The 26,419-nt window shown below is 62.6% G+C and carries 27 protein-coding genes and 1 pseudogene; 16 read left to right on the forward strand and 12 right to left on the reverse strand.

Going from position 1 to position 26,419, the window contains the following annotated elements; translation table 11 throughout:
• Positions 1 to 16: 16 nt before the first annotated feature.
• Positions 17 to 1,246, reverse strand: coding sequence for a GNAT family N-acetyltransferase (locus NKJ40_RS07595; protein WP_352465562.1), 1,230 nt, complete (start codon positions 1,244 to 1,246; stop codon positions 17 to 19).
• 89 nt (positions 1,247 to 1,335) lie between these two features.
• Here NKJ40_RS07595 and NKJ40_RS07600 point away from each other — a divergent pair, with 89 nt between their 5' ends.
• Positions 1,336 to 2,394, forward strand: a complete 1,059-nt coding sequence (locus tag NKJ40_RS07600; protein WP_352465563.1) for a polysaccharide deacetylase family protein — start codon at positions 1,336 to 1,338, stop codon at positions 2,392 to 2,394.
• On the opposite strand, the gene NKJ40_RS07605 is transcribed toward NKJ40_RS07600, so the two are convergent.
• Positions 2,391 to 2,618 (reverse strand): DUF2842 domain-containing protein, encoded by a 228-nt coding sequence (locus tag NKJ40_RS07605; protein WP_352465564.1) that lies wholly within the window; start codon positions 2,616 to 2,618, stop codon positions 2,391 to 2,393. The genes NKJ40_RS07600 and NKJ40_RS07605 overlap by 4 nt on opposite strands.
• A gap of 151 nt (positions 2,619 to 2,769) precedes the next feature.
• Here NKJ40_RS07605 and NKJ40_RS07610 point away from each other — a divergent pair, with 151 nt between their 5' ends.
• Complete coding sequence (locus NKJ40_RS07610) at positions 2,770 to 3,864, forward strand: COX15/CtaA family protein (RefSeq protein ID WP_352465565.1); 1,095 nt, start codon at positions 2,770 to 2,772, stop codon at positions 3,862 to 3,864.
• A 148-nt stretch (positions 3,865 to 4,012) separates the two neighbouring features.
• Here the strand turns inward: NKJ40_RS07610 and NKJ40_RS31870 are convergent.
• The 3 genes and pseudogenes from NKJ40_RS31870 to speB form a co-directional block, all read right to left on the reverse strand.
• A pseudogene (locus tag NKJ40_RS31870) lies at positions 4,013 to 4,170 on the reverse strand (aminoglycoside phosphotransferase family protein); the annotation flags it as partial.
• A 54-nt stretch (positions 4,171 to 4,224) separates the two neighbouring features.
• Positions 4,225 to 5,151, reverse strand: a complete 927-nt coding sequence (argC, locus tag NKJ40_RS07620) for an N-acetyl-gamma-glutamyl-phosphate reductase (protein ID WP_352465566.1) — start codon at positions 5,149 to 5,151, stop codon at positions 4,225 to 4,227.
• Between the two features lie 29 nt (positions 5,152 to 5,180).
• Positions 5,181 to 6,188, reverse strand: a complete 1,008-nt coding sequence (speB, locus tag NKJ40_RS07625; protein ID WP_352465567.1) for an agmatinase — start codon at positions 6,186 to 6,188, stop codon at positions 5,181 to 5,183.
• A gap of 306 nt (positions 6,189 to 6,494) precedes the next feature.
• On the opposite strand from speB, the gene NKJ40_RS07630 reads away from it, so the two are divergent.
• Complete coding sequence (locus tag NKJ40_RS07630) at positions 6,495 to 7,553, forward strand: glycerophosphodiester phosphodiesterase family protein (RefSeq protein ID WP_352465568.1); 1,059 nt, start codon at positions 6,495 to 6,497, stop codon at positions 7,551 to 7,553.
• A 30-nt stretch (positions 7,554 to 7,583) separates the two neighbouring features.
• Here the strand turns inward: NKJ40_RS07630 and NKJ40_RS07635 are convergent, their stop codons facing one another.
• Positions 7,584 to 8,468: an aldo/keto reductase family oxidoreductase gene (locus NKJ40_RS07635; RefSeq protein ID WP_352465569.1), complete on the reverse strand. Its 885-nt coding sequence runs from the start codon at positions 8,466 to 8,468 to the stop codon at positions 7,584 to 7,586.
• 94 nt (positions 8,469 to 8,562) lie between these two features.
• Here NKJ40_RS07635 and NKJ40_RS07640 point away from each other — a divergent pair, with 94 nt between their 5' ends.
• Entirely contained in the window at positions 8,563 to 9,465 is a 903-nt protein-coding gene (locus tag NKJ40_RS07640; RefSeq protein WP_352465570.1) for a LysR family transcriptional regulator, read from the forward strand.
• 110 nt (positions 9,466 to 9,575) lie between these two features.
• Here NKJ40_RS07640 and rpsI read toward each other — a convergent pair whose 3' ends face one another.
• The 3 genes from rpsI to NKJ40_RS07655 form a co-directional block, all read right to left on the reverse strand.
• Positions 9,576 to 10,058, reverse strand: coding sequence for a 30S ribosomal protein S9 (gene rpsI / locus NKJ40_RS07645; RefSeq protein ID WP_023717316.1), 483 nt, complete (start codon positions 10,056 to 10,058; stop codon positions 9,576 to 9,578).
• Between the two features lies 1 nt (position 10,059).
• Positions 10,060 to 10,524 (reverse strand): 50S ribosomal protein L13, encoded by a 465-nt coding sequence (gene rplM / locus NKJ40_RS07650; protein WP_023674645.1) that lies wholly within the window; start codon positions 10,522 to 10,524, stop codon positions 10,060 to 10,062.
• A gap of 214 nt (positions 10,525 to 10,738) precedes the next feature.
• Complete coding sequence (locus tag NKJ40_RS07655) at positions 10,739 to 11,203, reverse strand: PaaI family thioesterase (RefSeq protein ID WP_023674646.1); 465 nt, start codon at positions 11,201 to 11,203, stop codon at positions 10,739 to 10,741.
• A gap of 151 nt (positions 11,204 to 11,354) precedes the next feature.
• Between NKJ40_RS07655 and NKJ40_RS07660 the strand changes: the two genes are divergently transcribed.
• The 5 genes from NKJ40_RS07660 (at position 11,355) to NKJ40_RS07680 (ending at position 14,992) form a co-directional block, all read left to right on the forward strand.
• Positions 11,355 to 12,176, forward strand: coding sequence for an enoyl-CoA hydratase (locus NKJ40_RS07660; protein ID WP_023674647.1), 822 nt, complete (start codon positions 11,355 to 11,357; stop codon positions 12,174 to 12,176).
• A 9-nt stretch (positions 12,177 to 12,185) separates the two neighbouring features.
• Entirely contained in the window at positions 12,186 to 12,608 is a 423-nt protein-coding gene (locus NKJ40_RS07665) for a VOC family protein (RefSeq protein ID WP_023674648.1), read from the forward strand.
• Positions 12,609 to 12,682: 74 nt separating this feature from the next.
• Entirely contained in the window at positions 12,683 to 13,204 is a 522-nt protein-coding gene (locus NKJ40_RS07670; RefSeq protein ID WP_023674649.1) for a CoA-binding protein, read from the forward strand.
• A gap of 151 nt (positions 13,205 to 13,355) precedes the next feature.
• On the forward strand, positions 13,356 to 14,636 hold the full coding sequence (locus tag NKJ40_RS07675; RefSeq protein WP_352465571.1) for an O-acetylhomoserine aminocarboxypropyltransferase: 1,281 nt from the start codon (positions 13,356 to 13,358) through the stop codon (positions 14,634 to 14,636).
• A 5-nt stretch (positions 14,637 to 14,641) separates the two neighbouring features.
• A complete protein-coding gene (locus NKJ40_RS07680) occupies positions 14,642 to 14,992 on the forward strand; it encodes a cupin domain-containing protein (RefSeq protein ID WP_023674651.1) in 351 nt (116 codons plus the stop codon).
• Between the two features lie 25 nt (positions 14,993 to 15,017).
• On the opposite strand, the gene NKJ40_RS07685 is transcribed toward NKJ40_RS07680, so the two are convergent.
• Positions 15,018 to 16,265, reverse strand: coding sequence for a cytochrome P450 (locus tag NKJ40_RS07685; protein WP_023674652.1), 1,248 nt, complete (start codon positions 16,263 to 16,265; stop codon positions 15,018 to 15,020).
• 97 nt (positions 16,266 to 16,362) lie between these two features.
• Between NKJ40_RS07685 and NKJ40_RS07690 the strand changes: the two genes are divergently transcribed.
• On the forward strand, positions 16,363 to 17,466 hold the full coding sequence (locus NKJ40_RS07690; RefSeq protein WP_023674653.1) for an NAD(P)/FAD-dependent oxidoreductase: 1,104 nt from the start codon (positions 16,363 to 16,365) through the stop codon (positions 17,464 to 17,466).
• 3 nt (positions 17,467 to 17,469) lie between these two features.
• Here the strand turns inward: NKJ40_RS07690 and NKJ40_RS07695 are convergent, their stop codons facing one another.
• Complete coding sequence (locus NKJ40_RS07695; RefSeq protein ID WP_023674654.1) at positions 17,470 to 18,060, reverse strand: hypothetical protein; 591 nt, start codon at positions 18,058 to 18,060, stop codon at positions 17,470 to 17,472.
• A gap of 347 nt (positions 18,061 to 18,407) precedes the next feature.
• On the opposite strand from NKJ40_RS07695, the gene NKJ40_RS07700 reads away from it, so the two are divergent.
• From NKJ40_RS07700 to NKJ40_RS07715, 4 genes are all read left to right on the forward strand, one after another.
• Positions 18,408 to 19,037 carry an ATP-dependent Clp protease proteolytic subunit gene (locus NKJ40_RS07700; RefSeq protein ID WP_023674655.1) on the forward strand — a complete coding sequence of 210 codons (630 nt, stop codon included), beginning with the start codon at positions 18,408 to 18,410 and terminating at the stop codon, positions 19,035 to 19,037.
• A 304-nt stretch (positions 19,038 to 19,341) separates the two neighbouring features.
• Entirely contained in the window at positions 19,342 to 20,616 is a 1,275-nt protein-coding gene (clpX, locus tag NKJ40_RS07705; RefSeq protein WP_006332719.1) for an ATP-dependent Clp protease ATP-binding subunit ClpX, read from the forward strand.
• A 283-nt stretch (positions 20,617 to 20,899) separates the two neighbouring features.
• A complete protein-coding gene (gene lon, locus NKJ40_RS07710) occupies positions 20,900 to 23,311 on the forward strand; it encodes an endopeptidase La (RefSeq protein WP_023674656.1) in 2,412 nt (803 codons plus the stop codon).
• 196 nt (positions 23,312 to 23,507) lie between these two features.
• Positions 23,508 to 23,780, forward strand: coding sequence for an HU family DNA-binding protein (locus tag NKJ40_RS07715; RefSeq protein ID WP_023674657.1), 273 nt, complete (start codon positions 23,508 to 23,510; stop codon positions 23,778 to 23,780).
• Positions 23,781 to 23,868: 88 nt separating this feature from the next.
• Here the strand turns inward: NKJ40_RS07715 and NKJ40_RS07720 are convergent, their stop codons facing one another.
• On the reverse strand, positions 23,869 to 24,891 hold the full coding sequence (locus NKJ40_RS07720; protein WP_352465572.1) for an aldo/keto reductase: 1,023 nt from the start codon (positions 24,889 to 24,891) through the stop codon (positions 23,869 to 23,871).
• Between the two features lie 183 nt (positions 24,892 to 25,074).
• On the opposite strand from NKJ40_RS07720, the gene NKJ40_RS07725 reads away from it, so the two are divergent.
• Together NKJ40_RS07725 and NKJ40_RS07730 are read left to right on the forward strand one after the other, a co-directional pair.
• Complete coding sequence (locus NKJ40_RS07725) at positions 25,075 to 25,641, forward strand: SIS domain-containing protein (protein ID WP_352465573.1); 567 nt, start codon at positions 25,075 to 25,077, stop codon at positions 25,639 to 25,641.
• A gap of 5 nt (positions 25,642 to 25,646) precedes the next feature.
• Entirely contained in the window at positions 25,647 to 26,390 is a 744-nt protein-coding gene (locus NKJ40_RS07730) for a creatininase family protein (protein ID WP_023674660.1), read from the forward strand.
• Positions 26,391 to 26,419 lie beyond the last annotated feature (29 nt).

The raw sequence follows: 26,419 nt of genomic DNA on the forward strand, positions 1-26,419 counted from the left end.
TTTTCTCAAATCGAAATCAGCTGTCGTCTTCGCCTGCGGCCGGTGCTGTCCGCCCCACGGCTTTGCGGCGCAGCAGCTTGGTCAGCTTCCAGACCATTGGGCTGTGCTTGATGAATGCCTTCAGGCTTGCGCCGTGCCTGAGCGCAAGCGCCAGCGCACGACCCTTCAGCGTCAGCGGAACCAGCACCTCGAAATGCTGCGTTTCGAGGTCGCACCACAATCGCTTGTAGGGTTCGTCGCCGACTGAGAAATCATAGATTTCAAAACCCGCCTCGCAGGCTTCCTGGATGTTCTCGAAGAACAGGAAGTCGCCGGGGCTGGTATGTGCGAGGTCATCCTCGGCGATCGCCCCGAATTCGCAGATCAGCCGCTTGCCCGAGCGGCTCGATCCGGTGACTGCACGAAGCTTGCCGGCGACTTCCAGCCCATGCAGCACGAAGGACGGATCTTCCTCTTGGAGCGCGTCGGTAAACAGCGAGCGGAAAAAAGCGCGCACCTCCGCCTCACCGAAAACATTGGCGATGCCCATCTTGCGGAAGCGGAATTCCTTCATCTCGAAAAAGGCGTCGAGCAGCCTGTTCACCTCGTCCGCAGTCTTCGCCTCGATGCGGCGACAGCTGCCGACGGCCTCGAACTTGCGCGCCTGCGAGCGATGCTTCTTGCGCCTGCGCTTGCCACTCACCCGGGTGAGCAGTGCATCAAACCCTCCTGCAAGGCCAGCGGCCAGCGACAGATTGGGGCTCGAAAAATGCGGCAAGGCGGAGAGCGGGTTGTGTACGCCGTCGAAATCGGGCAGCAGCCGCTCTAGCGCGACAAGATCGATGTCGCGCCGCGCCTTGGCAATCGCAGCCAGCATAGTACGGATCGCCGCGCTATCGGCACTCGCCAGCCATTGCGGGTCGGCGGCGGCAAAATTGCCGTTGGCATGGCGGCCGCCCATGAAGCGGGCGACGCGGAACGCTCCACTGCGAGTGACCTCCAGCGCCAGCGAGAAAACCGGCCTGTCGTCGGCGCGCAGCGTCGCAACGACAACGTCGGCGCCGGTATGTGCGGCCCAGTTCAGGATCCAGCCTGCGCTCTGCGCCGGGGCAAAAAGCGCCGAACGGCAGAATTCGGCGTACACTGCCAGCGCCGCACCATCCGCGACGGAGGTTGACAGGCCGGCTTTGCCGGCCGGCAAGGCACACGGCGATGCCTCGCTGCTTGCCAGCCGATTGCCGTCAAATGACGCGGTGGCGTCAACCATACCTCAATCCTTAGGGCGTATTCGTCGCGATTGGGGGTCCGCGCAGGCGCATTCCATGCTTGATGAGTTTAGGCGCAAAAGGTGAATGAATGATCGACGGGGGCGAGGCAATCCGCAAACTGGCGCTCAATCTCGCCCGTTATTCCGGTCTCGCTCCGCTGGCCAAGCCGTTTATCGGCGGCCTCGGCGCCATCCTGATGCTGCATCGGGTCACCGCGACACCGGAAAGGCCGAACGGCGTCAACCGCCACTTGAACATCGCGCCTGGGTTTCTCGACACCGTGATCGCCGACATGAAGGCGAACGGCTACAGTTTCGTCACGCTGGACGAGGCGATCGAGCGCATCAAGGCTGGCGACAAGGACGGCCAGTTTGCGACGATCACCGCCGACGACGCCTACCGAGACAACATGACCGAGGCGCTGCCGGTGCTGGAGAAACACGGCGCGCCGATCACCATCTACGTCGCGCCGGGACTGATCGACGGCGCTGCCGATTTGTGGTGGGACGTGGTCGAGGACATCGTCAATGCGCGCGATCGCCTGACGCTGACGACGCCGGATGGCCCGGTGACGATCGACTGCTCGAGTCCAGGGAAAAAGGTCCAGGCCAATGCGCGCCTGCACGCTCATCTGACGCTGAAGGTGCGCGAGCAGGACCAGCGTGCGGTGTTGCGCGATCTGGCGCGCTCGAACGGCATCGAGTTGGGCGGTCCGCGCCCAAGCACGCTGATGAACTGGGACGAGATCCGGACCATGTCCGCGCACCCGCTGGTGACGATCGGCGCGCATAGCGTCAATCATTGCAATCTGAAGCGGCTTTCCGAGAGCGACGCGCGACATGAGATCGGCGACGTCAAGCGCATATTGCAGGCCAAACTCGGCGAGGAGCCGCGCCATTTCGCCTATCCCTACGGTTATGCCAGCGCCGTCGGCCGCCGCGAAGTGGGCCTAGTCCGCGATGCCGGCTATGCCTCGGCGGTGACGACCCGCCACGGCATACTCCGCGCCGAGCATGCCGGGTTCCTGCATGCCCTGCCGCGCATTTCGGTCAACGGCCGCTATCAGAGCGTCGCCCACATCCGAACCATGCTGTCGGGCGTGACGACGCCCCTGGCCAATGCCGGCAAGACGGTGGTGACGATCTAACTGTTGCCTCGGCTCTTCGGCCGCGGCTCCAGGATCAGCCATTTGATGATGCCCATCGCCGGCAGCACCCACAAAAGCCCGCTGAGCAGGAAGAAGATGAAGTGCGCCAGCGGCCCGGACTGCGACAATTGGGCGACCGCCACGATCGAGGCGACCAGCGCATAGACGACGACCAGCACTACCAGCAGGAAGCTTCCGATCAGCTTTTTCAGGCGAATGGGCATGGCGCGATCTCGTTGATCGCTATCGCTTAGGCCGAACAATCGATGCGCGCAAGCAGCCAGAAACGGCGCGACGGCGTGCCGCGCCGCCCGGTCTTGCAAGCCGGGTTGCGATGGTTCACCAATCCGCGACTTCAACTGCCGGGACAAAGCCATGGCTGCTGCCATATCCGATGCCGCGCCTTTCGCCGCCCGCGATCGCGACCTTCGCAACCGCGCGCTGGTACGCGGTTGGCTCTATGTCGTGCTCCTGGTGCTGTTTGCGCTGGTACTGGTCGGTGGCGCTACAAGGCTCACCAATTCCGGCCTGTCGATCACCGAATGGCAGCCGATGCACGGCGTCATCCCGCCGCTTAATGATGCCGAGTGGCAGGAGGAGTTCCTGCGTTACCAACAGATCCCGCAATATGCCGAACTCAACAAGGGCATGAGCATCGAGGCGTTCAAATCGATCTTCTGGTGGGAATGGGTGCACCGCATCCTGGCGCGTAGTGTCGGCGTGGTCTTCGCCCTGCCGTTGCTGTTCTTCTGGGCGACGCGCCGCATCGAGCGCGGCCTCGGCACGAAATTGTCGGGCATTCTCCTGCTCGGCGGGCTGCAGGGCGCGATAGGCTGGTGGATGGTGGCGTCCGGGTTGGTTGACCGGGTTTCGGTCAGCCAATATCGGCTGGCGACGCATCTGACGCTGGCGGCGCTAATCTTCACGGCGACCATGGTGGTCGCGCGTGGGCTGGCGCCGCACTCGGAACCTGCCGCCGACCGCTCGACGCAACGGCTGGCCGGCTTCCTGGTGCTGCTGGCGCTGGTCCAGATCTATCTCGGCGGGCTGGTCGCAGGGCTAGACGCCGGCTTGAGCTACAACACCTGGCCGCTGATGGACGGCAAGCTGCTCCCCGGCGACCTGCTGCTGCTCGAGCCGGCATGGCGCAATTTCTTCGAAAACCCGAAGACGGTGCAGTTCGTCCACCGGGTCGGCGCCTACACGATCTTCGCGGTCGCGCTTTGGCACATGATCGCGACACGCCGGCGTCTGCCGGGCACGACGCATGCCCGACGCGCGACGCTGCTGTTCCTGATTGTCGTGGTGCAGGCGTCGATCGGCATCGGCACCCTATTGATGCAGGTGCCGCTGCACATGGCCCTGACGCATCAGGCATTCGCGCTGGTTCTGCTGGGCTTCGCCGCCGCGCATTGGCGCGGTACCAAGGGCGCTTACCCGCTGCCCCACGAGATTGCTCTCAGAGGCTGAGCAGCACCCGCCGGATTGCCGCGGAAATCGCCAGCTCGCGGTTTTCGTCGACTGCATTGCGATCTTCATGGTGCCATGCAGCCGACAAGCAGCCATAGGCGATCGCGTGGTCCAGTATGGCGGGCGCCGTCTGGCCGAGCGTTGCGGCAAGAACGCCCTTCGGATCGATCGCCAGCCAGCCGCGCGGAACCGTGCATGATGTTGTCATGATGCAGGTCGCCATGCAGCGGCCGCACATGCAGGTTGGACAACACCCGTTCCGCGACCTCGCGAGCAACCTTCCAGATGCGGCTGCTGAACGTTTCGGCGATGAGTTCGGGCGCCGACCTTCCAGCGCTTTGGAAATGCCGGCACATCCATTCAGAGGCCGAGCATCAGGTCCATGTTCTGCACGGCGGCACCCGAGGCGCCTTTGCCGAGATTGTCGTAGACCGCAAGCAACAGCGCCTGCGCCCTGTCGTCATTGGCAAAGACATAGAGCTTCATACGATTGGTGCCGTTGTAGATCTCCGGATCGATGTCAGGCATGCGTTCCTGATGCAGATACGGCGCCACCTCGACCACGCCACCATCGATGGAAGCGAAATGGTCGGCGATCGCCTCGTGAAGCTCGGCGCCGGTCGGTACATGGTCGAGGCCGCCGAGTTGCAGCGGCACCACCGTGATCATGCCTTGCGCGAAATTGCCAACCGCCGGCTGCATGATCGGATCGTGCGAAAGCTTGGCATAAGTCCTGAGCTCAGGCACGTGCTTGTGCTGCAGCGTCAGCCCATAGGGCAGGAATTCCGGCGCATCCTCGCCCTTGGCGACATAATCCTCGATCATTGGCCGGCCGCCGCCGGAATAGCCGGAAATACCGTTGACGGTGACCGGAAAATCGGCCGGCAGCAGCCCCGCCGCAACCAGCGGCCGCAGCGTCGCGATCGGTCCTTGCGGCCAGCAGCCCGGATTGGCGACGCGCTTCGCCGAAGCGATCTTTTTCGCCTGGTCCTTGTCCATTTCGGCGAAACCATATTCCCAGCCGTCGGCGACACGATGCGCCGTCGAGGCGTCGATCACCTTGGTGGTGTCATTGGCGATCAGCGAAACGCTTTCCTTGGCGGCCGCGTCCGGTAGGCAGAGGATCGCGACATCGGCGGCATTGAGGAACTCGGCGCGCGCTGCCGTTTCCTTGCGGCGCTCGGTCGGGATGGAGATGATTTCCAGGTCGCCGCGCTCGGCAAGCAGCGCCCTGATCTGCAGGCCGGTGGTGCCGTGTTCGCCGTCGATGAAGATTTTCGGTTTCATTGCCTGTCAAAATTCCTGCTGTCTCAAAGCTATATGCCGCTTGCCTGATTCAATGCGGCAACGCTGTGATTGCCCTGGCTCATTTCCTCGAGCCGGGCCTTTCGTTCCGCCAGCAGCCCGAGATAGTGCATGGCCACCATCGAGCCGGCAATTGCCGTTATATCGGCGTGATCATAGGCTGGCGCAACCTCGACGACGTCGGCGCCGACGATATCGACCTGGTTGATCTGGCGCAGCACCGACAGGATCTTTGCCGAAGACGGGCCTCCTGCGACCGGCGTTCCGGTGCCGGGCGCAAAAGCCGGATCCAGGCAATCGATGTCGAAAGTGACGTAGGTCTTCTTGCCGCCGGTGCGGTCGACGATGGCATAGGCGATGTCGGACGCCCGCATTTCCTCCACTTCATGGCCATACAGTATCTTGATGCCGAACGTGTCGGGCGCATGGGTGCGAATGCCGATCTGGATCGAGCGGTCGGGGTCGATGATGCCCTCCTTGACCGCACGGCCGACGAACGAGCCGTGATCGATGCGCTTGCCGTCGTCGGGCCAGGTGTCCTGGTGTGCGTCGAATTGCACTAGGGCCAGCGGGCCATGGATGGCGGCATGCGCCTTGAGCAGCGGCCAGGTGACGAAATGGTCGCCGCCGAGCGATAGCAGGAAGGCGCCGGATTTCAGGATCTTCGCTGCCTCGCGCTCGATTGTAGCAGGCGTCTTCTGGTGATTGCCGCTGTCGAGCAGGCAATCGCCATAATCCACCACGGCGAGACGTTCGAACAGGTCGCGCGAGAACGGGTATTGCGGGTCGTTGTCGAGGATGGCCGAGGCGCGGCGAATCGCCTGCGGTCCGAAACGCGCGCCCGGTCGATTGGTGACCGCCGCGTCGAAGGGAATGCCCCACACCACTGCATCGGCGCCCTTCACGTCCTTCGAATATTTGCGCCGCATGAACGACAGCGCGCCGGCATAGGTCGGCTCGAACGACGCACCCGTCCTGGAGCGGGTGGTGAAGGCGTGATCGATGGTCCTTGGCGGCATGAAGCGATCTCCTGTGCGTCGACGCGCAACCTTATTGGACATAATTCTCAGAATTGCGACCCCTGCGGAGGATCATGGCCATTCGATCCGGTCACAAATCCTTGCTCGCCAGGCAAACCCCACATGGCTGGCCAGGAGATTGCCTGGCAAACAACCCGAAAGTAGCCGCCGACGGCTGCTTCGGCTGGCGCTGACCTGATTTTCCGGCATTTTGCAAGCCGGCTTCGTTCACCTGCCTGTCACGGGCATCGCTTAACCGGGGTGCGATCCCGGTACGGAGCGATTCTCATGCGAACGACTTGTCTCATGCGAACGATTTGGCTGAGCCTTCTGCTTTCCACGGCGCTGGCGGTCTCCCTTGGCCATGCATCGGCAGGCGAAACGCGCGCCAGGCAGATTATCGACCGCTTCGAGCACGCCAACCAATGGCGCGATCATGTGATGGTGGCTGCGCACCGTGCCGGTGGCATGCAATCCGGCAAGACGCTCTATCCCGAAAACTCGATCGCCGCCGTCGAGGCATCGATCGCAATGGGCGCCGAAATCGTCGAGGTCGACATCAGACGTTCGAAGGACGGACAGTTCGTCGTCATGCATGACAGCTGGCTCGACCGCACGACGAATTGCAAGGGTGAGGTGGTCAACCGCACGCTGGCCGAACTCAAGACCTGCCGTTTGGTGATCGAAGGCACCGGCGCCGTTACGGGAGAGACGGTCTCGACGTTGCGCGAAATGTTGATGACGACCAGGGACAGGATCCTCATCAATCTCGACAACAAGCTCGATACCGAAAGCCTCGTCGGCATGGTCGCGGTTGCGCGCGACCTCGGCCTGGCCGAACAGGTGATCGTCAAGGAGAACCTGTGGAACGCGGAGCGGATCGCCACGGTCAAGGCTGCCATGGACGCGATCGGCAGCGGCTTCCAGTTCATGCCGATCATCGCCGATGATGCGGTTCGCGACGCCATGTTTGCCGAGAAAGTCAGCCGGGCCTTCCCGGTGCGCGCGGTCGAGATGATCAACTGGCGCTCAGGATCAGAGACGCTGACCGAGACCGGCGGTCCGCTGTTCAGCCCCCACATGCGCGCGCTGGCGGTGAGGGGCGACTGGCACATCTGGGCCGACACCTACGCCATCGTCAACAAGCCGGGTGGCTTCCTCGCCGGCGGCCGCGGCGACGAGCTGGCGGTCGCGGCCAGCCTGCCGCGCGAGACCTACGGCTTCTGGGTCGAGCGCGGCGCGACCATCATCCAGACCGACGAACCGAAGGCCGCGATCGGTTGGCTGGCGGCGAACGGTTTTCGCGTGCCCTATGCCGGTGAGAAGCGACCTGCCGAGCCGGCCAATACGGCCAGCATCAACTAACTCCAGGCACGAACCAGAGCGACTGCCGCGCTACGCGTGAGCGGGGACATTGCCGGCAATACTGTCCAATTCCTCGAGCGCATCTTCGGGCAACGCGAGATCGCCCGCGGCGAGGTTCTCTCTGAGATGCGCGACGGAAGACGTGCCGGGGATCAGAAGAATGTTGGGCGCGCGGCGAAGCAGCCAGGCGAGCGCGACCTGCATGGGCGTGGCGCCGAGGCGTGCCGCGACCTTGGACAAGGTCGACGACTGCAACGGGTTGAAGCCGCCAAGCGGGAAGAACGGCACATAGGCGATGCCGTCGCGGGCCAGATCGTCGATCAAGGCATCGTCGCCCCGACGCGCCAGATTGTACTGGTTCTGCACGCAGACGATCTTGCAAATCCTGCGGCCTTCGGCGATCTGCGCAGCGGTGACGTTGCTCAGTCCGATATGATGCACTAGGCCCTGTCGCTGAAGCTCGGCGAGTGCGGCGAGCGGCGCCTCGATCGACCCTTCGGCGGGGCCATGCGCGTCGAACATGACCCGAAGGTTGACCACCTCCAGCACGTCGAGTCCGAGATTGTGCAGATTGTCGTGCACGGCCTGGGTGAGTTCTTGGGCCGAGAAGGCCGGCAACCACGATCCATCCTGGCCGCGCCGGGCGCCGATTTTGGTGACGATAACGAGGTCGTCGGGATAGGGTGCGAGCGCTTCGCGGATCAACAGGTTGGTCACGTGCGGGCCATAGAAGTCGCTGGTGTCGATGTGATTGACGCCTTGTGCAACGGCTTCGCGCAGCACGGCCAATGCCGTGTCGTGGTCCTTTGGTGGGCCGAAGACGCCGGGTCCTGCGAGCTGCATGGCGCCGTAGCCGAGCCGTCTCACTTTGCGGTCGCCGAGGATGAATGTGCCGGACTGGTCGACGCTGGACATGGTCTTTCTCCTTCAGGGATGGTGCACAGATAGACGCTGTCCGATCTCATGATAATTGGGTACAATTCGCACGGGCTGTGCGGAATGACGAACAATGCAGATTGATCTCGGGGATCTGAACGCCTTCGTGGCCGTAGCGCGCGCCAAAGGTTTTCGGGATGCGGCACGCGCCAGCGGCGGCAGTGCGTCCGGCTTGAGCGAGGCGGTGCGGCGCCTGGAGACGCAGCTCGGTGTCAGGCTGCTCAATCGGACGACCCGCAGCGTTGTCCTGACGGAAGCCGGCGAAGGTCTGCTGGCGCGGCTCGGTCCAGCCTTGACCGAGGTGGAATCAGCGCTGGACGTCGTGAACGGCTTTCGCGACAGGCCGGCCGGCTCGCTGCGCCTCAACGTGCCGGTCAGCGCGGCGCGGCTGGTCCTGCCCAGCATCGTCCCGCGGTTCCTTGCCGCCTATCCCGGCATCCGGCTGGAGGTGATCGCCGAGGAGAGCTTTGTCGATGTGCTGGCGGCGGGCTGCGACGCCGGCATCCGCTATGACGAGCGGCTGGAGCAGGACATGATCGCCGTGCCGATCGGGCCGCGCGTGCAGCGCTTCGCCACCGCCGCCAGCCCTGTCTACCTGGATCGTCACGGCCGCCCGCAGCACCCGCGCGACCTGCTCGGCCACGCCTGCCTGCGCGGCCGCTTTGCCAGCCGTGCGATGCCGCCGTGGGAATTCGAGCGCGACGGCGAGGTGGTGCGGGTCGACCCAAGTGGGCCGCTTCTCGTGACACTGGGCGGGGCGACCGACCTCAAGGTCGATGCAGCCATCGCCGGCACAGGCATCGTCAGCCTGTTCGAGGATTGGCTACGCCCTCACTTCGAGAGCGGGGCGCTCGAACCGGTGCTTGAACCCTGGTGGCAGAGCTTTTCCGGGCCGTTCCTCTACTATCCCGGCCGGCGCCTCGTGCCGGCGCCGCTGCGGGCGTTCATCGACTTTATCAAGGACGGCAGGACCTGAGGTCTGTGCCAGGCATGAACCGCGCGGCAGGCGCGGGTGGGTGATGGCTTTGCACGAAAAGAAAAGGCCGCCCGGAGGCGGCCTTTCGATAGCGTGCAATTGCGCAGCGCTTAGCGCTTGGAGAACTGGAAGCTTCGGCGGGCCTTCGCCTTGCCGTACTTCTTGCGCTCGACGACGCGGCTGTCGCGGGTCAGGAAGCCGCCCTTCTTGAGTACGGCGCGCAGCGCCGGCTCGTAATAGGTCAGCGCCTTGGAGATGCCGTGACGCACGGCACCGGCCTGGCCGGAAAGGCCGCCGCCGATGACGGTGGCAACGATGTCGTACTGGCCGGCGCGGTTGGCAGCGATGATCGGCTGGTTGAGGATCATCTGCAGGACCGGGCGTGCGAAATATTCGGCGAACACCTTGTCGTTGACGACGATCTTGCCGGAGCCGGGCTTCACCCAGACACGGGCGATGGCGTTCTTGCGCTTGCCGGTGGCATAGGCGCGGCCCGATTTGTCGAGCTTCTGGACATGGACGGGTGCTGCCGGCTGGGTGTTGGTATTGCCGGTGGCAGTTCCGAGTTCTGCGAGCGAGGAAAGCTCAGCCATCTTACGAAACCTTCTTGTTCTTGGCGTTCAGCTTGGCCACGTCGAGGACGACGGGCTGCTGGGCGACATGCGGATGTTCCGTGCCTGCATAGACGCGGAGATTCTTCATCTGGCGACGGCCGAGCGGGCCACGCGGGATCATGCGTTCGACGGCCTTCTCCACGACGCGCTCGGGAAAGCGGCCCTCGAGCAGCTGGCGCGCGGTGCGTTCCTTGACGCCGCCGGGGTGGCCGGTGTGCCAGTAATAGACCTTGTCGGTGAACTTCTTGCCGGTGAACACCACCTTGTCGGCATTGATGACGATGACGTTGTCGCCGTCGTCGACGTGCGGGGTGAAGGTGGGCTTGTGTTTGCCGCGAAGATGATTGGCGATGACAGTGGCGAGACGGCCGACGACGAGACCCTCGGCGTCGATCAGCACCCACTTCTTCACCACATCCGCAGGCTTCTGCGAAAAGGTTGCCATGGATTGTTGCTTTCGGTTCGGACCTTCAAAAGAAGGCGTTTCTTGTTGCTTGGATTGGCGAAAGGCGCTTGCCCGCCGCCAATAACAAAACGGCGGCCTTTGCGGGCCGCTGTTCCGTGAGGGCTTATAGGAGAGGACGGCGACTGCGTCAAGGCGCGTGAAATGTCGGCAAGCTATCAAAATCCAGCAAAAACAATGCCTTGGGTGAAAGGTATTATTTTACCACACCATCAATCCGCTTTGGCGGGATCGAATAGGTGCCCGTTGCGTGCGCTACTGTGTGTCCCTCCGGGCCGGCGACGATGTCGATATCGAACACCATCAGGCTCTTGCCGAGCTTGAGGATGCGGCAATGGCCGTCGATCGGCCCGGCCTCGGCCTTGCGGACGAAATTGATGTTGAGACTGGTGGTGACCGAAAGCGCATCCGGTCCGGCATGCGAGAGCACGCAGACATAGCCGCCTATGTCGGCCAGCGTGAACAGCGCCGAACCCGACACGGTGCCGCCGGGACGCAAATGGCGCTCGTCGGCATTGAGTCGCACGACACAGCCGCCTGGAAACACCTCCAACGCCTCATAGAAGGTGAACTGGTCGTTGAGTTGCGGGAAAACGGTCGCCATCAGCGCGTTGACATCAGCAGCCGTCAGCACCGGCTTGAGGTTGCTTTGGGCAGGCATGTCGGTCCCTCGTTTGCGCCTGCCTGTATGAGCGTAGCGTGCTGTTTCTGGCAACAGCCATTCATTATGGCAGAAGCGGGGTGTTGGACGAAGCGAGACCGGCATACTAGATTAGTCGATCACCGATCCGGAATCGCGGAGGAATGACCCCATGGCCGAAATCGTTGCCATCAAACCTGCCGTTGCCGAAGGGCCGGTCGTCTCCAGGCTGGACAAGGGCGTGCTGCGCCTGACGCTTGCCAATCCGCCGGCCAATGCTCTTTCGCTTGCAGTGATGGCGGCGCTGATGGCGGAACTCGACCGCGCCAAGGCCGACAAATCCGTCCGCGTCATCGTGCTCGGGGCGGTCGGCAAGGTGTTCTGCGCCGGACACGACCTCAAGGAGTTGAGCGCGCACCGCGCCGATGCCGATCGCGGCAGGGGCTTCTTCGAAAAGACGTTTTCCGCCTGCGCTTCACTGATGCAGGCGATCGTTCGCCATCCTAAGCCGGTGATCGCCGAAGTCGACGGCCTGGCGACGGCGGCCGGCTTGCAGCTGGTTGCCAGCTGCGATCTCGCCATCGCCTCGCACGAGGCGACCTTCTGCACGCCTGGCGTCAATATCGGACTGTTCTGCTCGACGCCGATGGTGGCGCTGTCGCGCAACGTCTCGCGCAAGCACGCCATGGAAATGCTTTTGACCGGCGAGACGATCGATGCGGCAACCGCCAAGGAATTCGGTCTCATCAACCGCGTCGTGCCGCGCGAATATCTGAATCAGATTGTCACCAAATACGCGCAGACCATTGCGTCCAAATCGTCCTTGGTCGTCAAGATCGGCAAGGAAGCCTTCTATGAGCAGGCGGAAATGGGGCTGGCCGAGGCCTATGATTACACCGGGCGCGTCATGGTCGAGAACATGCTGGCGCGCGACGCGGAAGAGGGCATTGGCGCCTTCATCGGCAAGCGCAAGCCGGAATGGCCGGAGGAATAGGAGGCGGATATGGAACCGCGCATCTCCATCATCACCATAGCTACCGACGATCTCGACCGCGCGGTGCGCTTCTACGAGGGCATGGGGCTGACCCGTCATGCCGGGATCACCGAGGGCGTTGCCTTCTTCCAGACGGGCGGCGCCATTCTCGGCCTGTTCCCGCGGCAAAGCGCCGAAGAGGATTCAGGCGTGACCTTCGGCAAAGCGCCGTCGGCGGTCTACCTTGCCTACAACACCCGCTCCGACGCCGAGGTCGATGCAGTGCTGGCGATGGCCGAGAGGGCCGGCGGCCGTATCGTCAAGCCGGCTGGCCGCGCATTCTGGGGCGGTTGGTACGGCTATTTCGCCGATGCCGACGGGCACATCTGGGAAGTGGCGCACAATCCGGCTTTTCCGATCGCGGAAGACGGATCGATTTCGCTGCCCGGCTGACGGCTTTCCCTGGCCCATTGCAAGCCACTGACGCGGCTGTTGGCACCTCACTCCGAAGCGCTGTATGACGAGGCATGAACCACGACGCCTACGACAACGCCTATATCGCCGGCATCCTCAATTCGGTGAAGACCATCGCCATGGTCGGCGCGTCGGCCAATGACGTGCGGCCGAGCTATTTCGTGCTGAAATATCTGCTCGGCAAAGGGTTTTCGGTGTTCCCGATCAATCCCGGCCAGGCCGGCAAGGCGATTCTAGGCCAGATGACCTATGCCAGACTCGCCGACGTTCCAGGATCTGTCGACATGGTCGACGTGTTTCGCGCTTCCGCTGTCGTGCCCGGCATTGTCGACGAGGTGCTGCGGCTCGATCCGCTGCCGAAGGTCATCTGGATGCAGCTTGGCATACGCCATGACGAGGCGGCCGCGCGCGCCGAAGTCGCCGGCATCAAGGTGGTGATGAACCGTTGCCCCAAGATCGAATATGGCAAGCTGTCCGGCGAGATCGGCTGGACCGGCGTCAATTCCGGCGTTTTGTCGTCGAAGAAGCCCCTGATGCGGCCGGGATTCCAGAGCTTCGGCGTTCGCCAGAAGTAGGTAGTGAATAGTGAATGGTGAATAGAAGGATTTTTCTGGAAGGCGGGCAAGGCGGCATATGAGCCGCTTGCAATCAGGGTGGGGCTGGCCGACTTCACCATTCACCATTCACCATTCACCATTCACCATTCACCATTGAGGGAGGTTTTCGATGGCCCGCACGCCCGGTTTCAACACGCTCGCCGTCCATGCCGGCGCCAAGCCGGATCCGGCGACCGGCGCCCGAGCGACGCCGATCTACCAGACGACCTCCTTCGTCTTCGACGATGCCGACCATGCCGCCTCGCTGTTCGGGCTGAAGGCGTTCGGCAACATCTACACCCGCATCATGAATCCGACTCAGGCAGTGCTGGAAGAGCGCCTCGCGGCACTCGAAGGCGGCACGGCAGGCCTTGCGGTCGCCTCCGGCCATGCCGCGCAGGTGCTGGTCTTCCACAATCTGATGCAGCCCGGCGACAATTTCGTTTCAGCGACAAAGCTTTACGGCGGCTCGATCAACCAATTCGGCCACGCCTTCAAGAATTTCGGTTGGCAGGTGCGCTGGGCCGACACCAATGACATCTCGACCTTCGAGAGCCAAATCGACGACAGGACCAAGGCAATCTTCATCGAGAGCCTGGCCAATCCGGGCGGCGTCTTCGTCGATATCGAGAAGATCGGCGACATTGCCCGCAAGCACGGCCTGCCGCTGATCGTCGACAACACGCTGGCCTCGCCCTATCTGCTGCGGCCGATCGAACATGGCGCCGACATCGTCGTGCATTCGCTGACCAAGTTCATCGGCGGTCACGGCAACTCGATCGGCGGCGCCATTGTCGACGGCGGCACCTTCGATTGGTCGAAGTCGGGCAAATATCCGATGCTGTCGGAGCCGCGCCCCGAATATGGCGGCCTCGTCCTGCACGAGACCTTCGGCAATTTCGCCTTCGCCATCGCTGCTCGCGTGCTCGGCCTGCGCGATATCGGCGCGGCGATTTCGCCGTTCAACGCTTTCCTGATCCTGACCGGTCTGGAAACCTTGCCGCTCAGGATGCAGCGCCACTGCGACAATGCGGCGGCGGTCGCCGGATGGCTTTCCAACCATCCCAAGGTCGCCTGGGTGTCCTATCCCGGCCTGCCCAGCGACAAGAACAATGCGCTGCAGAAGAAGTACTCGCCGCTCGGCGCCGGCGCGGTGTTCACTTTCGGGCTGAAGGGCGGCTACGCGGCGGGCATCAAGTTCGTCGAGGCGCTCGAGCTGTTCTCGCACCTGGCCAATGTCGGCGACACCAAGTCGCTGGTCATCCATCCGGCATCGACAACGCATCGCCAGCTTTCAGACGAGCAGAAAATCAATGCCGGGGCAGGGCCGGACACGGTCAGGCTTTCGGTCGGTATCGAGGATGTCAACGACATCGTTGCCGATCTGGAACAGGCCCTCGCCAAGGTTTGATCGCCATGACCACGCCGAAACTTCTGTCCGTCGGCGTCGACATCGTCGAGCCGGAACTTGGCGCACCGGCGCCGGGTCGCCTGATTTCGGGCGATCCGAAGTTCCGCACCTGGAACGTCGAGGAACAGGACGGCGGCCTTTATGCCGGCATATGGGAAGCAACGCCGGGCAAATGGCGTATCGAATATGACGAGTGGGAGTTTTGCCACATTCTGTCGGGAGTCTCGGTGATCGCCGAAGACGGCGGGAAGGCGCGCACCGTCAAAGCCGGCGATAGTTTCGTGCTGAGGCCGGGTTTCAAGGGGAGCTGGGAAGTGCTTGAAACGACTCGCAAGGAGTATGTGATCAAGCTTTGATCTCGCATCGCGCCGGACCGAATGCTCAGAAGTGTACGGCGAGCGTTTCCAGGCCGTGGAAATGATAGGTGTCGCGGAAGCGCGGCTGTTCGGCAAGATGCAGCTGCGGTAGCCGGTCGAACAAGGTTTTCAGCGACACCTGCAGTTCGAGCCGGGCGAGCGGCGCGCCGATGCAGAAATGGATGCCGGCGCCGAACGATACGTTCTTCTGGTCGGCACGGTCCGGCCTGAAGGCGAGGGGCTCGGCAAACGCAGTAGGGTCGCGATTGGCCATGCCGAGCAACAGCCCGATCGTCTCGCCAGGCTGGACGATGATCCCCGGCCCGGCCTCGACCTCCTGATAGGCATAGCGCGTGAACATGTGCAGCGGCGCGTCGAAGCGCAGGCACTCTTCGACCGTCGCGGCTGTTGCTTCCGGTGAGGCGAAGAAGCGGCGCGGGTCGCCGCCTTGCGCAAGGATCGAGCGCACCGCATTGCCGGTCTGGTGGACAGTTGCCTCATGGCCGGCATTGAGCAAAAGGATGGCCGAGGATACCAGCTCGTCCTCCGACAGTTTCTGACCGTCCTCCTGTGCCCCAATCAGCAGCGACAGAAGATCCTCGCCCGGCCTCTTTCGCCGCTCGGCGACGTAGCCGCGCAGAAAATCGGAAAAGTCGCGCGCGGCGCGATTGGCCGTGTCCTCCGTCTCGCGGGTGCGGCCATGCATGTACATGGCGACCATCCGATGCGACCAGTCGAGCAGCTGCGGCCCCATCTCGACCGGCACGCCTAGCATCTCGGCAATGATGGTGATCGGCAAGGGAGCGGCGAAGGCCGTCAGCAGGTCGACTTCCCCTGGTTCGAAACGGTCGATCAGTTCGTTGGCCAACGTCTCGACGCGCGGCCTGAGCCGCTCGACCTGGCGCGAGACGAAGGCGCGGTTGACCAGCGTTCTGAGCCGTGTGTGGACGGGCGGCTCCAACTCCAGCATCGAATTGGCCTCGACACCGTCGAAGGCGCTGAGATGCGTGCGGTCCTGGCCGATGCCCCGGCTGTCCGGAATGCCGGCCGGGTTCTGGCGGCCGAAGCGGCGATCGCGCAGCAGTCGGTTGACGTCGTCGAAGCCGCCAAAACACCAGAAACCAAATTCTTCCCAGAAGAAGGCGTTCGATGCGCCATGCAGGAAGGCGTAGGCTTCATATGGGTCCTGGAAAAAAGCCGGTTCGTGCGGATCGAGCCGCAGGCGGCGGGAGGCTGGATCAAAGGCAAGATAGGGCGGCTTCAATTCGGTCATGCCAGATCATTAGCGCGGCTTGCCAGTCTGGTGCCAGACCGTATGTTGGCCCTCCCGTGAGGTGAGCCGCCGAAGCGGTTGCGGAAGGACGGTTTTCATGAATGTGATCGTGGTCGGTGCAGGCATTGCCGGGCTTTCCACGGCCTGGTCGCTGGTCAAGGCCGGGCACCTCGTCTCGATCGTCGAGCAGGGACCGATCCCCAATCCGCTCGCCGCCTCCGGCGACCATCATCGCATCATCCGCCGCGCCTACCGGGCCGGAACGGGCTACGGCCGGCTGATCACCGAAGCCTATGAAGCCTGGGATGAGATGTGGGCCGATCTCCGTGAAAGCCATCTCGATCCGCGCGGCTTCATCTGCATTTCGCGCCAGCCGGGAGACGAGGCCGAGGAATACCGAGAAGGCATGGAAGCCGGGAACTACCCGTTCGAATTGTTCGAGCCGGATGCCGCGGTCGAACGCTGGCCGTTCCTAGAACCTGGTTCATTCCGCTATGCGTATTTTTCGCCGGACGGCGGCGCGCTGCACTGCCGCAAGATCGCTGCCGGCCTCGCCAGGTGGCTGCGCGCGAACGGCGCCAATGTCTATGAGAACAGCAAGGTGGTCGAGATCGACGCCGAGGCCGGGCATGTCGTGCTGGCGGGCGGCGAAACGATGCAGGCCGACCGGATCGTCGTCGCTGCCGGCGCCTGGGTGCTAAAACTGTTCCCGGAGCTGGATGGCGAGCTGAAAACCTGGCGCACCGCGCTCGCCTATGTCGAACCGCCGGCGGACCTGAAAGCGGTCTGGCAGGCAGCACCGGTCGTCCTCAACATCGGCGGCACTGTCGACGGCTACGCCATCCCGCCGACAGGCGGCGCCGGCATGAAATTCGGCTCGGGCCTGCACAGGGTGCCGACCAGCGATGCAGACTGGAACCGTCAGCCGGTGCCGGGCGAGGGCGAGGCGATCCGCAACCTGTTTTCACCGCCGATTGCCCATATCGAGGAGTATAAGGTCACCGAGGTGGTCACCTGCGCCTACACCTTCACCGCCGACGAGAAATTCCTGGCTCACCAGAAAGGCAGATGCCTGGTCGTCTCGGCCTGCTCCGGCCACGGCTACAAGTTCGGCGCGGCAGTCGGCAGAAGGGTTGCGGCCTACGTCGGCAACGGCGATGTCGACGGCCTGAAGAAATGGCTCAGGGCGGAGGTGGCCTGAGCGCTAATACTGGCAATGCCTCGGAATATGCACGCGGCGCCAGCTGGATGAGCCCTCCCTGACCACCACGCGGCGGGCCACTGTCTGATAGGACGCCGGAATGTCGATGATGCGCCGTTGCTCCGGCCGCACGAGAACCTCTTCGGCGACGCTCTCGTATTCGGCGGGGAGGACAACGCGCCGCCGGCGTTCCGGCTCAACCACGACGATCTCGGCCATGCGTTCATAGCGCGCCTTGTGCCTGACCTTGCACAGCACCTTGCGGCCATTGATGATGCGCCATTCCCAGGAATAGCCGCCGTCATTGACCCTCACGGACCGGTAGATGGTGCGGGTGATGGCGGGCACGGTCTCGTAGCTAACGCGCGCCGGCGCGATCTGCACCACGCGCTCACGCGTCCCGTAGATCGGCGCTTCATACTGCACCTGCTGGCCGGCTGGGCTGACGAGCACATCCTCGTAGACGGTGTCGTAGACGGCCGGCCGGTTAACCTGCTCGTAGCATTCGACCGAGCGTCCGCCGGCAGCCGTTTCGGACGCCATGCCGAGAACGCTGATGCCGGTAAGGGCCAAGGAAGCAACTTTCTTGATCATCGCACTCCCCCTGTTTGAACTGCGTGAAGCGAGTTCAACGTTGAATTGTAGGGTAAGCCGTGGCCGGAAAAAGCGGTTTCACCACTTTTCGTTAAGCGATGCGGTTAAGAAACTGCTAAACAACGGCCAAGCATGAGCGCCCCTTCCCACGGCAGGAGAGGGGCTGCCGGCACGGCGACAGGCGAAACTGGTTTGGAAACCTTGATTCGACTTAACCGGATGGCTAGGAGAGGCGGCCTTGCGCTAGGGTGAGCCGGCATCCTATTTACACAATAACGATCCAGAACCGATTCTGCCCGATTGCAAATCTCCGGCGCCGGAATCCCATCCTCAAAAAGGGATAGTCCATGAAGAACCCCGTCGAAACCTACATGAACCTCGTTCCGATGGTGGTCGAACAGACCAATCGCGGCGAGCGGGCCTACGACATTTTCTCGCGGCTCCTCAAGGAGCGCATCATTTTCATCACCGGCCCGGTCGAGGATGGCATGGCGACGCTGGTCTGCGCGCAGCTGCTGTTCCTCGAGGCGGAGAATCCGAAGAAGGAAATCAACCTCTATATCAACTCGCCCGGCGGCGTCGTCACCTCCGGCATGGCGATCTATGACACCATGCAGTTCATCAAGCCTGCCGTGTCGACGCTCTGCATCGGTCAGGCCGCCTCGATGGGCTCGCTGCTCTTGACGGCGGGCCACAAGGACATGCGCTTTGCCACGCCGAACGCCCGCATCATGGTCCACCAGCCTTCCGGCGGCTTCCAGGGCCAGGCTTCCGACATCGAGCGCCATGCCCAGGACATCATCAAGCTGAAGCGTCGCCTCAACGAGGTTTACGTCAAGCACACCGGCAAGAGCTACGATGAGATTGAAAAAACGCTCGACCGTGACCATTTCATGACTGCCGACGAGGCCAGGGATTTCGGCCTCATCGACAAGGTCATTTCGTCACGTGAGCCGGTCGAAGGTATTGCCTTATAGGCCCGCGGTGGCCCTGCGGTGGCAATGAGTGGCGGGATCACGCGCTTTTGGCGCAGCTTGCGGCATTTCGGCCACAATTGGCTGTTCCCTCGACGGGTGCAATTGCCTACGTTAAGGCTATGTTGATTTTCGACGGCTTAGCTTTGCGTGGGGTTGTTCGAATCATTGCCCCGTTTTCCGATTTGTGTTTCGTACGGAATGCGTTGCGGGAGCCGGGGCACTGGCGGCAGCGGATTCCCGCGATAGATTGAATATGCGCCCTTTCAACCAGACCATCGGCGGGCGGCCATGAAAGGACAGGAAAATGAGCAAGGTCGGCAACAACAGCGGTGATTCCAAGAACACGCTTTATTGCTCGTTTTGCGGCAAAAGCCAGCACGAAGTGCGCAAGCTGATCGCCGGGCCGACGGTGTTCATCTGCGACGAATGCGTCGAACTGTGCATGGACATCATCCGCGAGGAGAACAAGACCTCGATGGTGAAGTCGCGAGAGGGCGTGCCGACCCCACAGGAAATCCTCAAGGTTCTCGACGACTACGTCATCGGCCAGCCTTACGCCAAGCGCGTGCTGTCGGTGGCCGTCCACAACCACTACAAGCGCCTCGCCCATGCCGGCAAGAACAACGACGTCGAACTCGCGAAGTCTAACATCCTGCTGATCGGCCCGACCGGCTGCGGCAAGACGTTGCTGGCGCAGACGCTGGCCCGTATCATCGACGTCCCCTTCACCATGGCCGACGCGACGACGCTGACCGAGGCCGGCTATGTCGGCGAGGACGTCGAGAACATCATCCTGAAGCTGTTGCAGTCGGCCGACTACAATGTCGAGCGCGCCCAGCGCGGCATCGTCTATATCGACGAGATCGACAAGATCTCGCGCAAGTCGGACAATCCCTCGATCACCCGCGACGTCTCGGGCGAGGGCGTGCAGCAGGCACTTTTGAAGATCATGGAAGGCACTGTCGCCTCCGTGCCGCCGCAGGGCGGCAGGAAGCATCCGCAGCAGGAATTCCTGCAGGTCGACACCGCCAACATCCTGTTCATCTGCGGTGGCGCTTTCGCCGGCCTGGACAAGATCATCTCGGATCGCGGCAGGAAGACCTCGATCGGTTTCGGCGCCATCGTCGCTTCGCCCGAGGATCGCCGCACCGGCGATGTTTTCCGCCTGGTCGAGCCTGAGGATCTCTTGAAGTTCGGCCTCATTCCCGAGTTCGTCGGCCGTCTGCCTGTCCTGGCGACGCTGGAGGATCTCGACGAGCCGGCACTGATCCAGATCCTGACCGAGCCGAAGAACGCGCTGGTCAAGCAGTATCAGCGGCTGTTCGAGATGGAGAATGTCGACCTGACCTTCCACGAGAACGCGCTCTCGGCGATCGCCAAGCGCGCCATCGAGCGCAAGACCGGCGCGCGCGGCCTGCGTTCGATCATGGAAGCGATCCTGCTCGACACCATGTTCGAGCTGCCGGCGCTGGAAGGCGTGCGCGAAGTGGTTATTTCGGAAGAGGTGGTGTCAGGCAACGCCCGGCCGCTCTACATCTATTCCGAGCAGAAGGAAAAGAAGGGCAACGTCAGCGCCTGACGTGAGCCGGCAATGGATTTTTTTTCCGAAACGGCGCCGCAGGGCGCCGTTTTGCTGTCGCAGACCGCGTACGGCGCCGCGTAATGGCTGCGGATTGGAGGGACGGACCGTGTTGACCCTTGATCTTTACCCCCCGTGCCTCCAACTAATGGCAGAAGGCCGTGGTGCCGAATTCTGTGCTGTAAAACTCCCGTCACAAACGGTGGTAGGCGGAACGATCCCCGGTCGTTAATATGAGATTCGCGGTTGGCCGATTGGCGGCCGCGACATGAAAGGTTGGACAATGGCCAAATTATCCAAGGCTCCCAGCGACGGCGTCTTCGCAGTCCTCCCACTGCGCGACATCGTGGTGTTCCCGCACATGATCGTTCCGCTCTTCGTCGGGCGTGAAAAGTCGATCAAGGCGCTGGAAGAAGTGATGGGTCAGGAAAAGCAGATCCTGCTTGCGACCCAGATGAATGCCGCCGACGATGATCCGGAGCCCGATGCCATCTTTGACATCGGCACGCTCGCCAATGTGCTGCAATTGCTGAAACTGCCGGACGGCACCGTGAAGGTGCTGGTCGAAGGCGCCTCGCGCGCGAAAATCGTCGCGTTCACCGACCGTCCCGACTTCCATGAAGCCCGTGCTGCGGCGCTGGTCGAACCGGAGGAGGAAGAGGTCGAGGTCGAGGCGCTGGCCCGTTCCGTCGTCACCGACTTCGAGAACTACGTCAAGCTGAACAAGAAGATCTCGCCCGAAGTGGTGGGTGCCGCCAGCCAGATCGACGACTATTCCAAGCTCGCCGACACGGTCGCTTCGCATCTTGCCATCAAGATCCCCGAGAAGCAGGAGATGCTCGCCACGCTGTCCGTCAAGGAACGGCTGGAGAAGGCGATGGGCTTCATGGAAGCCGAAATCTCGGTGCTGCAGGTGGAGAAGCGCATCCGCTCGCGCGTCAAGCGCCAGATGGAGAAGACGCAGCGCGAATACTATCTCAACGAGCAGATGAAGGCGATCCAGAAGGAGCTCGGCGAGGGCGAGGACGGCCGCGACGAGGCCGCCGAGATCGAGGCGCGCATCAAGAAGACCAAGCTTTCCAAGGAGGCCCGCGAAAAAGCGGAAGCCGAACTGAAGAAGCTGCGGACGATGTCGCCGATGTCGGCTGAATCGACCGTCGTGCGCAACTATCTCGACTGGCTGCTGTCGATCCCGTGGGGCAGGAACTCCAAGGTCAAGCAGGATCTGGCCTTTGCCCAGAACGTGCTCGATACGGATCATTTCGGCCTCGACAAGGTCAAGGACCGCATCGTCGAATACCTCGCCGTGCAGAGCCGTCAGAAGAAGCTGAAGGGGCCGATCCTGTGCCTCGTCGGACCTCCCGGCGTCGGCAAGACCTCGCTCGGCAAGTCGATCGCCAAGGCGACCGGCCGCGAGTTCATCCGCATGGCGCTGGGCGGCGTGCGCGACGAGGCCGAGATCCGTGGTCACCGCCGCACCTATATCGGCTCGATGCCCGGCAAGGTCATCCAGTCGATGAAGAAGGCGAAGAAATCCAACCCGCTCTTCCTGCTCGACGAGATCGACAAGATGGGCCAGGATTTCCGCGGTGATCCGTCATCGGCTTTGCTCGAGGTGCTCGATCCCGAGCAGAATTCGACGTTCATGGACCATTACCTCGAGGTCGAATACGACCTGTCGAGCGTGATGTTCGTAACGACGGCGAACACGCTGAACATCCCTGCGCCCTTGATGGACCGCATGGAGATCATCCGTATCGCCGGCTACACCGAGGACGAGAAGATCGAGATCGCCAAGCGTCACCTGATGCCCAAGGTGATCCGCGACCACGCGTTGCAGCCGAAGGAATTCTCCGTCGGCGAGGACGCGATCCGCGGCATCATCCAGACCTACACCCGTGAAGCGGGCGTCAGGAGCCTGGAGCGCGAGCTGATGAAGCTCGGGCGCAAGGCCGTGACCGAGATCCTGAAGACGAAGAAGAAGACGATCAACATCACGGCGGACAATCTTGCCGATTATCTTGGTGTTCCGCGCTTCCGCTTCGGCCAGGTCGAGAGCGACGATCAGGTCGGCGTGGTCACCGGGCTCGCCTGGACGGAAGTCGGCGGCGAGCTGTTGACGGTGGAAGGCGTCATGATGCCCGGCAAGGGCCGCATGACCGTGACCGGCAATCTGCGCGACGTTATGAAGGAATCGATTTCGGCGGCGGCGTCCTACGTCCGCTCGCGGGCCATCGATTTCGGCGTCGAGCCGCCGCTGTTCGACAAGCGCGATATCCACGTCCACGTGCCGGAAGGCGCAACGCCCAAGGACGGACCGTCGGCTGGCGTGGCGATGGCGACGGCGATCGTCTCGGTGCTGACCGGAATCCCGGTCAAGGCCGATGTGGCGATGACCGGCGAGATCACGCTGCGCGGCAGGGTGCTGCCGATCGGCGGCCTCAAGGAGAAGCTGCTTGCCGCACTTCGCGGCGGCATCAAGAAGGTGCTGATCCCGGAAGAGAACGCCAAGGATCTGGCGGAGATTCCGGAGAACGTGAAGAGCGGCATGGAGATCATTCCGGTCTCACGGGTTGGCGAAGTGTTGCGCCATGCGCTGGTGCGCATGCCGGAACCGATCCAGTGGGTTGAACCCGTCAATGCGCCGGCCGTGGTCGATGTCGGGGACGAAGCTGGTAAATCGCTGGCGCATTAGCTCTTGCTAAAGTTGCAATGCACAAAGAGAGAGCCGGGCCTTGAGCCCGGCTTTTTCATGTGAAGAACCCCGGATTTCCGGGCTTTTTTCGACTTTCCCGGCGCTTTTCGACTTGGTTGCCGGAGCGCTTCTTTCTAAAGTCCGTTTCCTGCCGGATGAGTCGAGTGTTCCGGTTTTCTCATGGAAGGGAATTTTTATGAACAAGAACGAACTGGTGTCCGCTGTCGCCGATGCCGCGAGTATTTCGAAGGGTGACGCGCAGTCGGCGGTTGATGCGGTGTTTTCCGTCATCACCGGCGAACTGAAAAAGGGCGGCGATGTCCGGCTTGTCGGCTTCGGAAATTTCACCGTGTCACAACGCGCCGCGTCGACCGGCCGCAATCCGCAGACCGGTGCGGAAGTGAAGATCCCGGCGCGCACCGTGCCGAAGTTCTCGGCCGGCAAGGGCCTCAAGGACGCGGTCAACTAAGCGCCTCCTTAAGTCTTTCAGAGAAAAGAAAAGCCGGTATATCCGGTTTTTCTTTTCTGTGCCCGCAGCGTCGTTGGAAAAGGCGGCGCTATGCCGTCGGCGCGTCAGTGCGCATCAAGCCTTCCTTCTTGAGATCGGCCCACAGCGCCGATGGCGGTTTCGCGTCGAGCAGCGAGCGATTGCTTTCGACTTCGCCCGGCCGCTGGCCGCCGGGGATTACCGAGACGACCGAAGGATGCAGCAGCGGGAACTGCAGCGCCGCCTCGATCAGGCGCACGCCGTGGCGCTTGCAGACGGCCTCGATGCGGGTGACGCGGTCGATGATGTCCTGCGGCGCCTCCGAATAGTTGTAGTAGGCGCCGGGCTTCGGCCCGGTTGCCAGGATGCCGGAATTGTACGGCCCGCCGAGAACGATGCCGATGCCGCGTTGCTGGCATAGCGGCAGGAAAGACTGCAGCGCTTCCTGCTCCAGCAGCGTGTAACGCCCGGCAAGCAGGAACAGATCGAAATCGCCGCGCTCGGCCAGCGTCTGGGCAACCGGCCACTCGTTGATGCCGCCGCCGAACGCCTTGATCACGCCCTGGTCGCGCAATGCTAGCAATCCGTAATAGCCGGAGCTCATGAATTCCTGGATGCGCTGGTCCGAGGCTTCCTTGCTGCCATGGGTGAAGATGTCGACATCATGCACGAAGAGGATGTCGATGCGGTCGACGCCGAGTCGTTCCAGCGAGGCTTCGAAGGAGCGCATGACGCCGTCATAGCTGTAATCGTAGACCTCGCGGCGCGATGGGGTGTCGAAGAATTTGCCGATGCCGGTGCGCTGTTCCGGCGGGCAGGCGCGCATGATGCGCCCGACTTTGCTGGACAGCACGTAGTCGTCGCGCTTCTTCGAACGCAGGAACGGATTGAGTCGCGTTTCGGCTAGGCCCAGCCCATAGAGCGGCGCGGTATCGTAGTAGCGGCAGCCGACCCGCCATGCCGCCTCCAGCGTAGCATTGGCATCCTCGTCGGAGACGGCGCGGTAGAGATTGCCGAGCGGCGCAGTGCCGAAGCCGAGCTCGGTGAAGGTGATGCCGCCATTACCGATGCGGTCGAAATGCCGTGTCTTCATATGCTGTCGTTTCCTCATTTGGATTTGCCGTGACACTATCACGGCTGTAGCGCATCAAAAGCACTGCGTGTCGTTGGACACCGATTTTCGCGGTGATAGCATGAGTGAAAACAAGCTGTTCGGGGCAGAGGTGACTAAGATATTCAAATGGTTCTCCGGCACCTGCAAGCTGGTGCAAATGTTATGACGGACGCCGGCGAAAACCTGTTTGGGATTGCGCTGAACGAGCTTGGCACCGTGCTGGAGCGTATCGACGCAAGCCGCATCGACGCCGCTTGCGCCATCCTGGCTGGCGCGAAAAAGATCGTCACCTATGGCTGCGGCCGCGAGGCGCTGCAGGTCCAGGGTTTTGCCATGCGGCTCTACCATCTCGGTCTGCCGGTGTCGGTCGTCGGCGACATGACCACGCCGCCGCTGGGCGAGGCCGATGTCTTCCTCGCAAGTTCCGGCCCGGGTGAGACGTCGACCGTGCTGACCTTGATGCAGGTCGCGCGCGAGGCCGGTACCACAGTCCTGCTGCTCACCGCGCAAGCCGACAGCACTGCCGCGAAGCTGGCCGATTTCGCACTGCTTATCCCGGCTCAGACCATGGCCGACGACCAGGGTCCCGAAAAGACATCCGTCCTGCCGATGGGCTCGGTTTTCGAAGGCGCGCTGTTCGTCCTCTTCGAAGTGATGGTGCTGAAGCTCAGGGATCTGACCGGCGTCTCGCCGGAAGCGATGCGCGCCCGCCACACCAATATGGAGTAGGTGTCATGCGCTACGAATTGATGCTGCCGCATCAGATACGCAAGGTGATCGCCGAAAACTGGCCGGTCGTGTTGCCGCTCGGTGTGCTTGAATATCACGGCGAGCACATGGCCGTCGGCATGGACACGCTGGCGGTGGTCAAGAGCCTGGAACTGTTCGAAAAAGAAGCCGAAATCGTCATTCTGCCGCCCTTCCATTACGGCGCGGCGAGCTATGCTGTTGCAGCACCGGAGGGCAGTGGTTCGCTGCAGGTCGGCGGCAATGTGCTGGCGCCATTTGCGGAAGAACTGTTCTATAGCCTGCTGCGCGTCGGCTTCCGCAACATCCACGCCATCATTCACCACCAGACCGAAAATTTTGCCGCCGGCATGCCAACCGATCTCGCCTTCAAGGCCGCCGGCCGGCAGGCGATCTTCCGCTTCCTGGAGAAAGAACGTGGCGAAGGCTGGTGGGGCTCTCCGGCGATGGCCGACTATTATGCCGAGCACGCCGAGGGCAGCAATTTCTTCAACTGGGTGCAGGTGCATCCGCTGATGCCGGCTTCAATGCACAGCCGGTACCCGTTCGACCATGCCGGCACCGGCGAGACGTCACTGATGCTGGCGCTGTGCCCGGAAGCGGTCGATGCCGGCCGCTTCGCCGACAACACCGGCTGGTACACGGCAAGTGCGCCCGAAGCCTCGGCGGAATTGGGGCAAAAAGGGGTTGCCATGATCCTCGAGCATTTGCGGGCAACACTTTCGGGTTAGCGCGCTTTTCCCTTCTCCCACAACAAGGG

This window comes from Mesorhizobium sp. M0119, from assembly GCF_040322615.1.
Taxonomy (GTDB): Bacteria; Pseudomonadota; Alphaproteobacteria; order Rhizobiales; family Rhizobiaceae; genus Mesorhizobium.

Coding starts and splice junctions, on each gene's coding strand:
- NKJ40_RS07595 (WP_352465562.1), bottom strand. CDS start 1,246: ATGGTTGACGCCACCGCGTCATTTGACGGCAATCGGCTGGCAAGCAGC.
- NKJ40_RS07600 (WP_352465563.1), top strand. CDS start 1,336: ATGATCGACGGGGGCGAGGCAATCCGCAAACTGGCGCTCAATCTCGCC.
- NKJ40_RS07605 (WP_352465564.1), bottom strand. CDS start 2,618: ATGCCCATTCGCCTGAAAAAGCTGATCGGAAGCTTCCTGCTGGTAGTG.
- NKJ40_RS07610 (WP_352465565.1), top strand. CDS start 2,770: ATGGCTGCTGCCATATCCGATGCCGCGCCTTTCGCCGCCCGCGATCGC.
- argC (WP_352465566.1), bottom strand. CDS start 5,151: ATGAAACCGAAAATCTTCATCGACGGCGAACACGGCACCACCGGCCTG.
- speB (WP_352465567.1), bottom strand. CDS start 6,188: ATGCCGCCAAGGACCATCGATCACGCCTTCACCACCCGCTCCAGGACG.
- NKJ40_RS07630 (WP_352465568.1), top strand. CDS start 6,495: ATGCGAACGATTTGGCTGAGCCTTCTGCTTTCCACGGCGCTGGCGGTC.
- NKJ40_RS07635 (WP_352465569.1), bottom strand. CDS start 8,468: ATGTCCAGCGTCGACCAGTCCGGCACATTCATCCTCGGCGACCGCAAA.
- NKJ40_RS07640 (WP_352465570.1), top strand. CDS start 8,563: ATGCAGATTGATCTCGGGGATCTGAACGCCTTCGTGGCCGTAGCGCGC.
- rpsI (WP_023717316.1), bottom strand. CDS start 10,058: ATGGCTGAGCTTTCCTCGCTCGCAGAACTCGGAACTGCCACCGGCAAT.
- rplM (WP_023674645.1), bottom strand. CDS start 10,524: ATGGCAACCTTTTCGCAGAAGCCTGCGGATGTGGTGAAGAAGTGGGTG.
- NKJ40_RS07655 (WP_023674646.1), bottom strand. CDS start 11,203: ATGCCTGCCCAAAGCAACCTCAAGCCGGTGCTGACGGCTGCTGATGTC.
- NKJ40_RS07660 (WP_023674647.1), top strand. CDS start 11,355: ATGGCCGAAATCGTTGCCATCAAACCTGCCGTTGCCGAAGGGCCGGTC.
- NKJ40_RS07665 (WP_023674648.1), top strand. CDS start 12,186: ATGGAACCGCGCATCTCCATCATCACCATAGCTACCGACGATCTCGAC.
- NKJ40_RS07670 (WP_023674649.1), top strand. CDS start 12,683: ATGAACCACGACGCCTACGACAACGCCTATATCGCCGGCATCCTCAAT.
- NKJ40_RS07675 (WP_352465571.1), top strand. CDS start 13,356: ATGGCCCGCACGCCCGGTTTCAACACGCTCGCCGTCCATGCCGGCGCC.
- NKJ40_RS07680 (WP_023674651.1), top strand. CDS start 14,642: ATGACCACGCCGAAACTTCTGTCCGTCGGCGTCGACATCGTCGAGCCG.
- NKJ40_RS07685 (WP_023674652.1), bottom strand. CDS start 16,265: ATGACCGAATTGAAGCCGCCCTATCTTGCCTTTGATCCAGCCTCCCGC.
- NKJ40_RS07690 (WP_023674653.1), top strand. CDS start 16,363: ATGAATGTGATCGTGGTCGGTGCAGGCATTGCCGGGCTTTCCACGGCC.
- NKJ40_RS07695 (WP_023674654.1), bottom strand. CDS start 18,060: ATGATCAAGAAAGTTGCTTCCTTGGCCCTTACCGGCATCAGCGTTCTC.
- NKJ40_RS07700 (WP_023674655.1), top strand. CDS start 18,408: ATGAAGAACCCCGTCGAAACCTACATGAACCTCGTTCCGATGGTGGTC.
- clpX (WP_006332719.1), top strand. CDS start 19,342: ATGAGCAAGGTCGGCAACAACAGCGGTGATTCCAAGAACACGCTTTAT.
- lon (WP_023674656.1), top strand. CDS start 20,900: ATGGCCAAATTATCCAAGGCTCCCAGCGACGGCGTCTTCGCAGTCCTC.
- NKJ40_RS07715 (WP_023674657.1), top strand. CDS start 23,508: ATGAACAAGAACGAACTGGTGTCCGCTGTCGCCGATGCCGCGAGTATT.
- NKJ40_RS07720 (WP_352465572.1), bottom strand. CDS start 24,891: ATGAAGACACGGCATTTCGACCGCATCGGTAATGGCGGCATCACCTTC.
- NKJ40_RS07725 (WP_352465573.1), top strand. CDS start 25,075: ATGACGGACGCCGGCGAAAACCTGTTTGGGATTGCGCTGAACGAGCTT.
- NKJ40_RS07730 (WP_023674660.1), top strand. CDS start 25,647: ATGCGCTACGAATTGATGCTGCCGCATCAGATACGCAAGGTGATCGCC.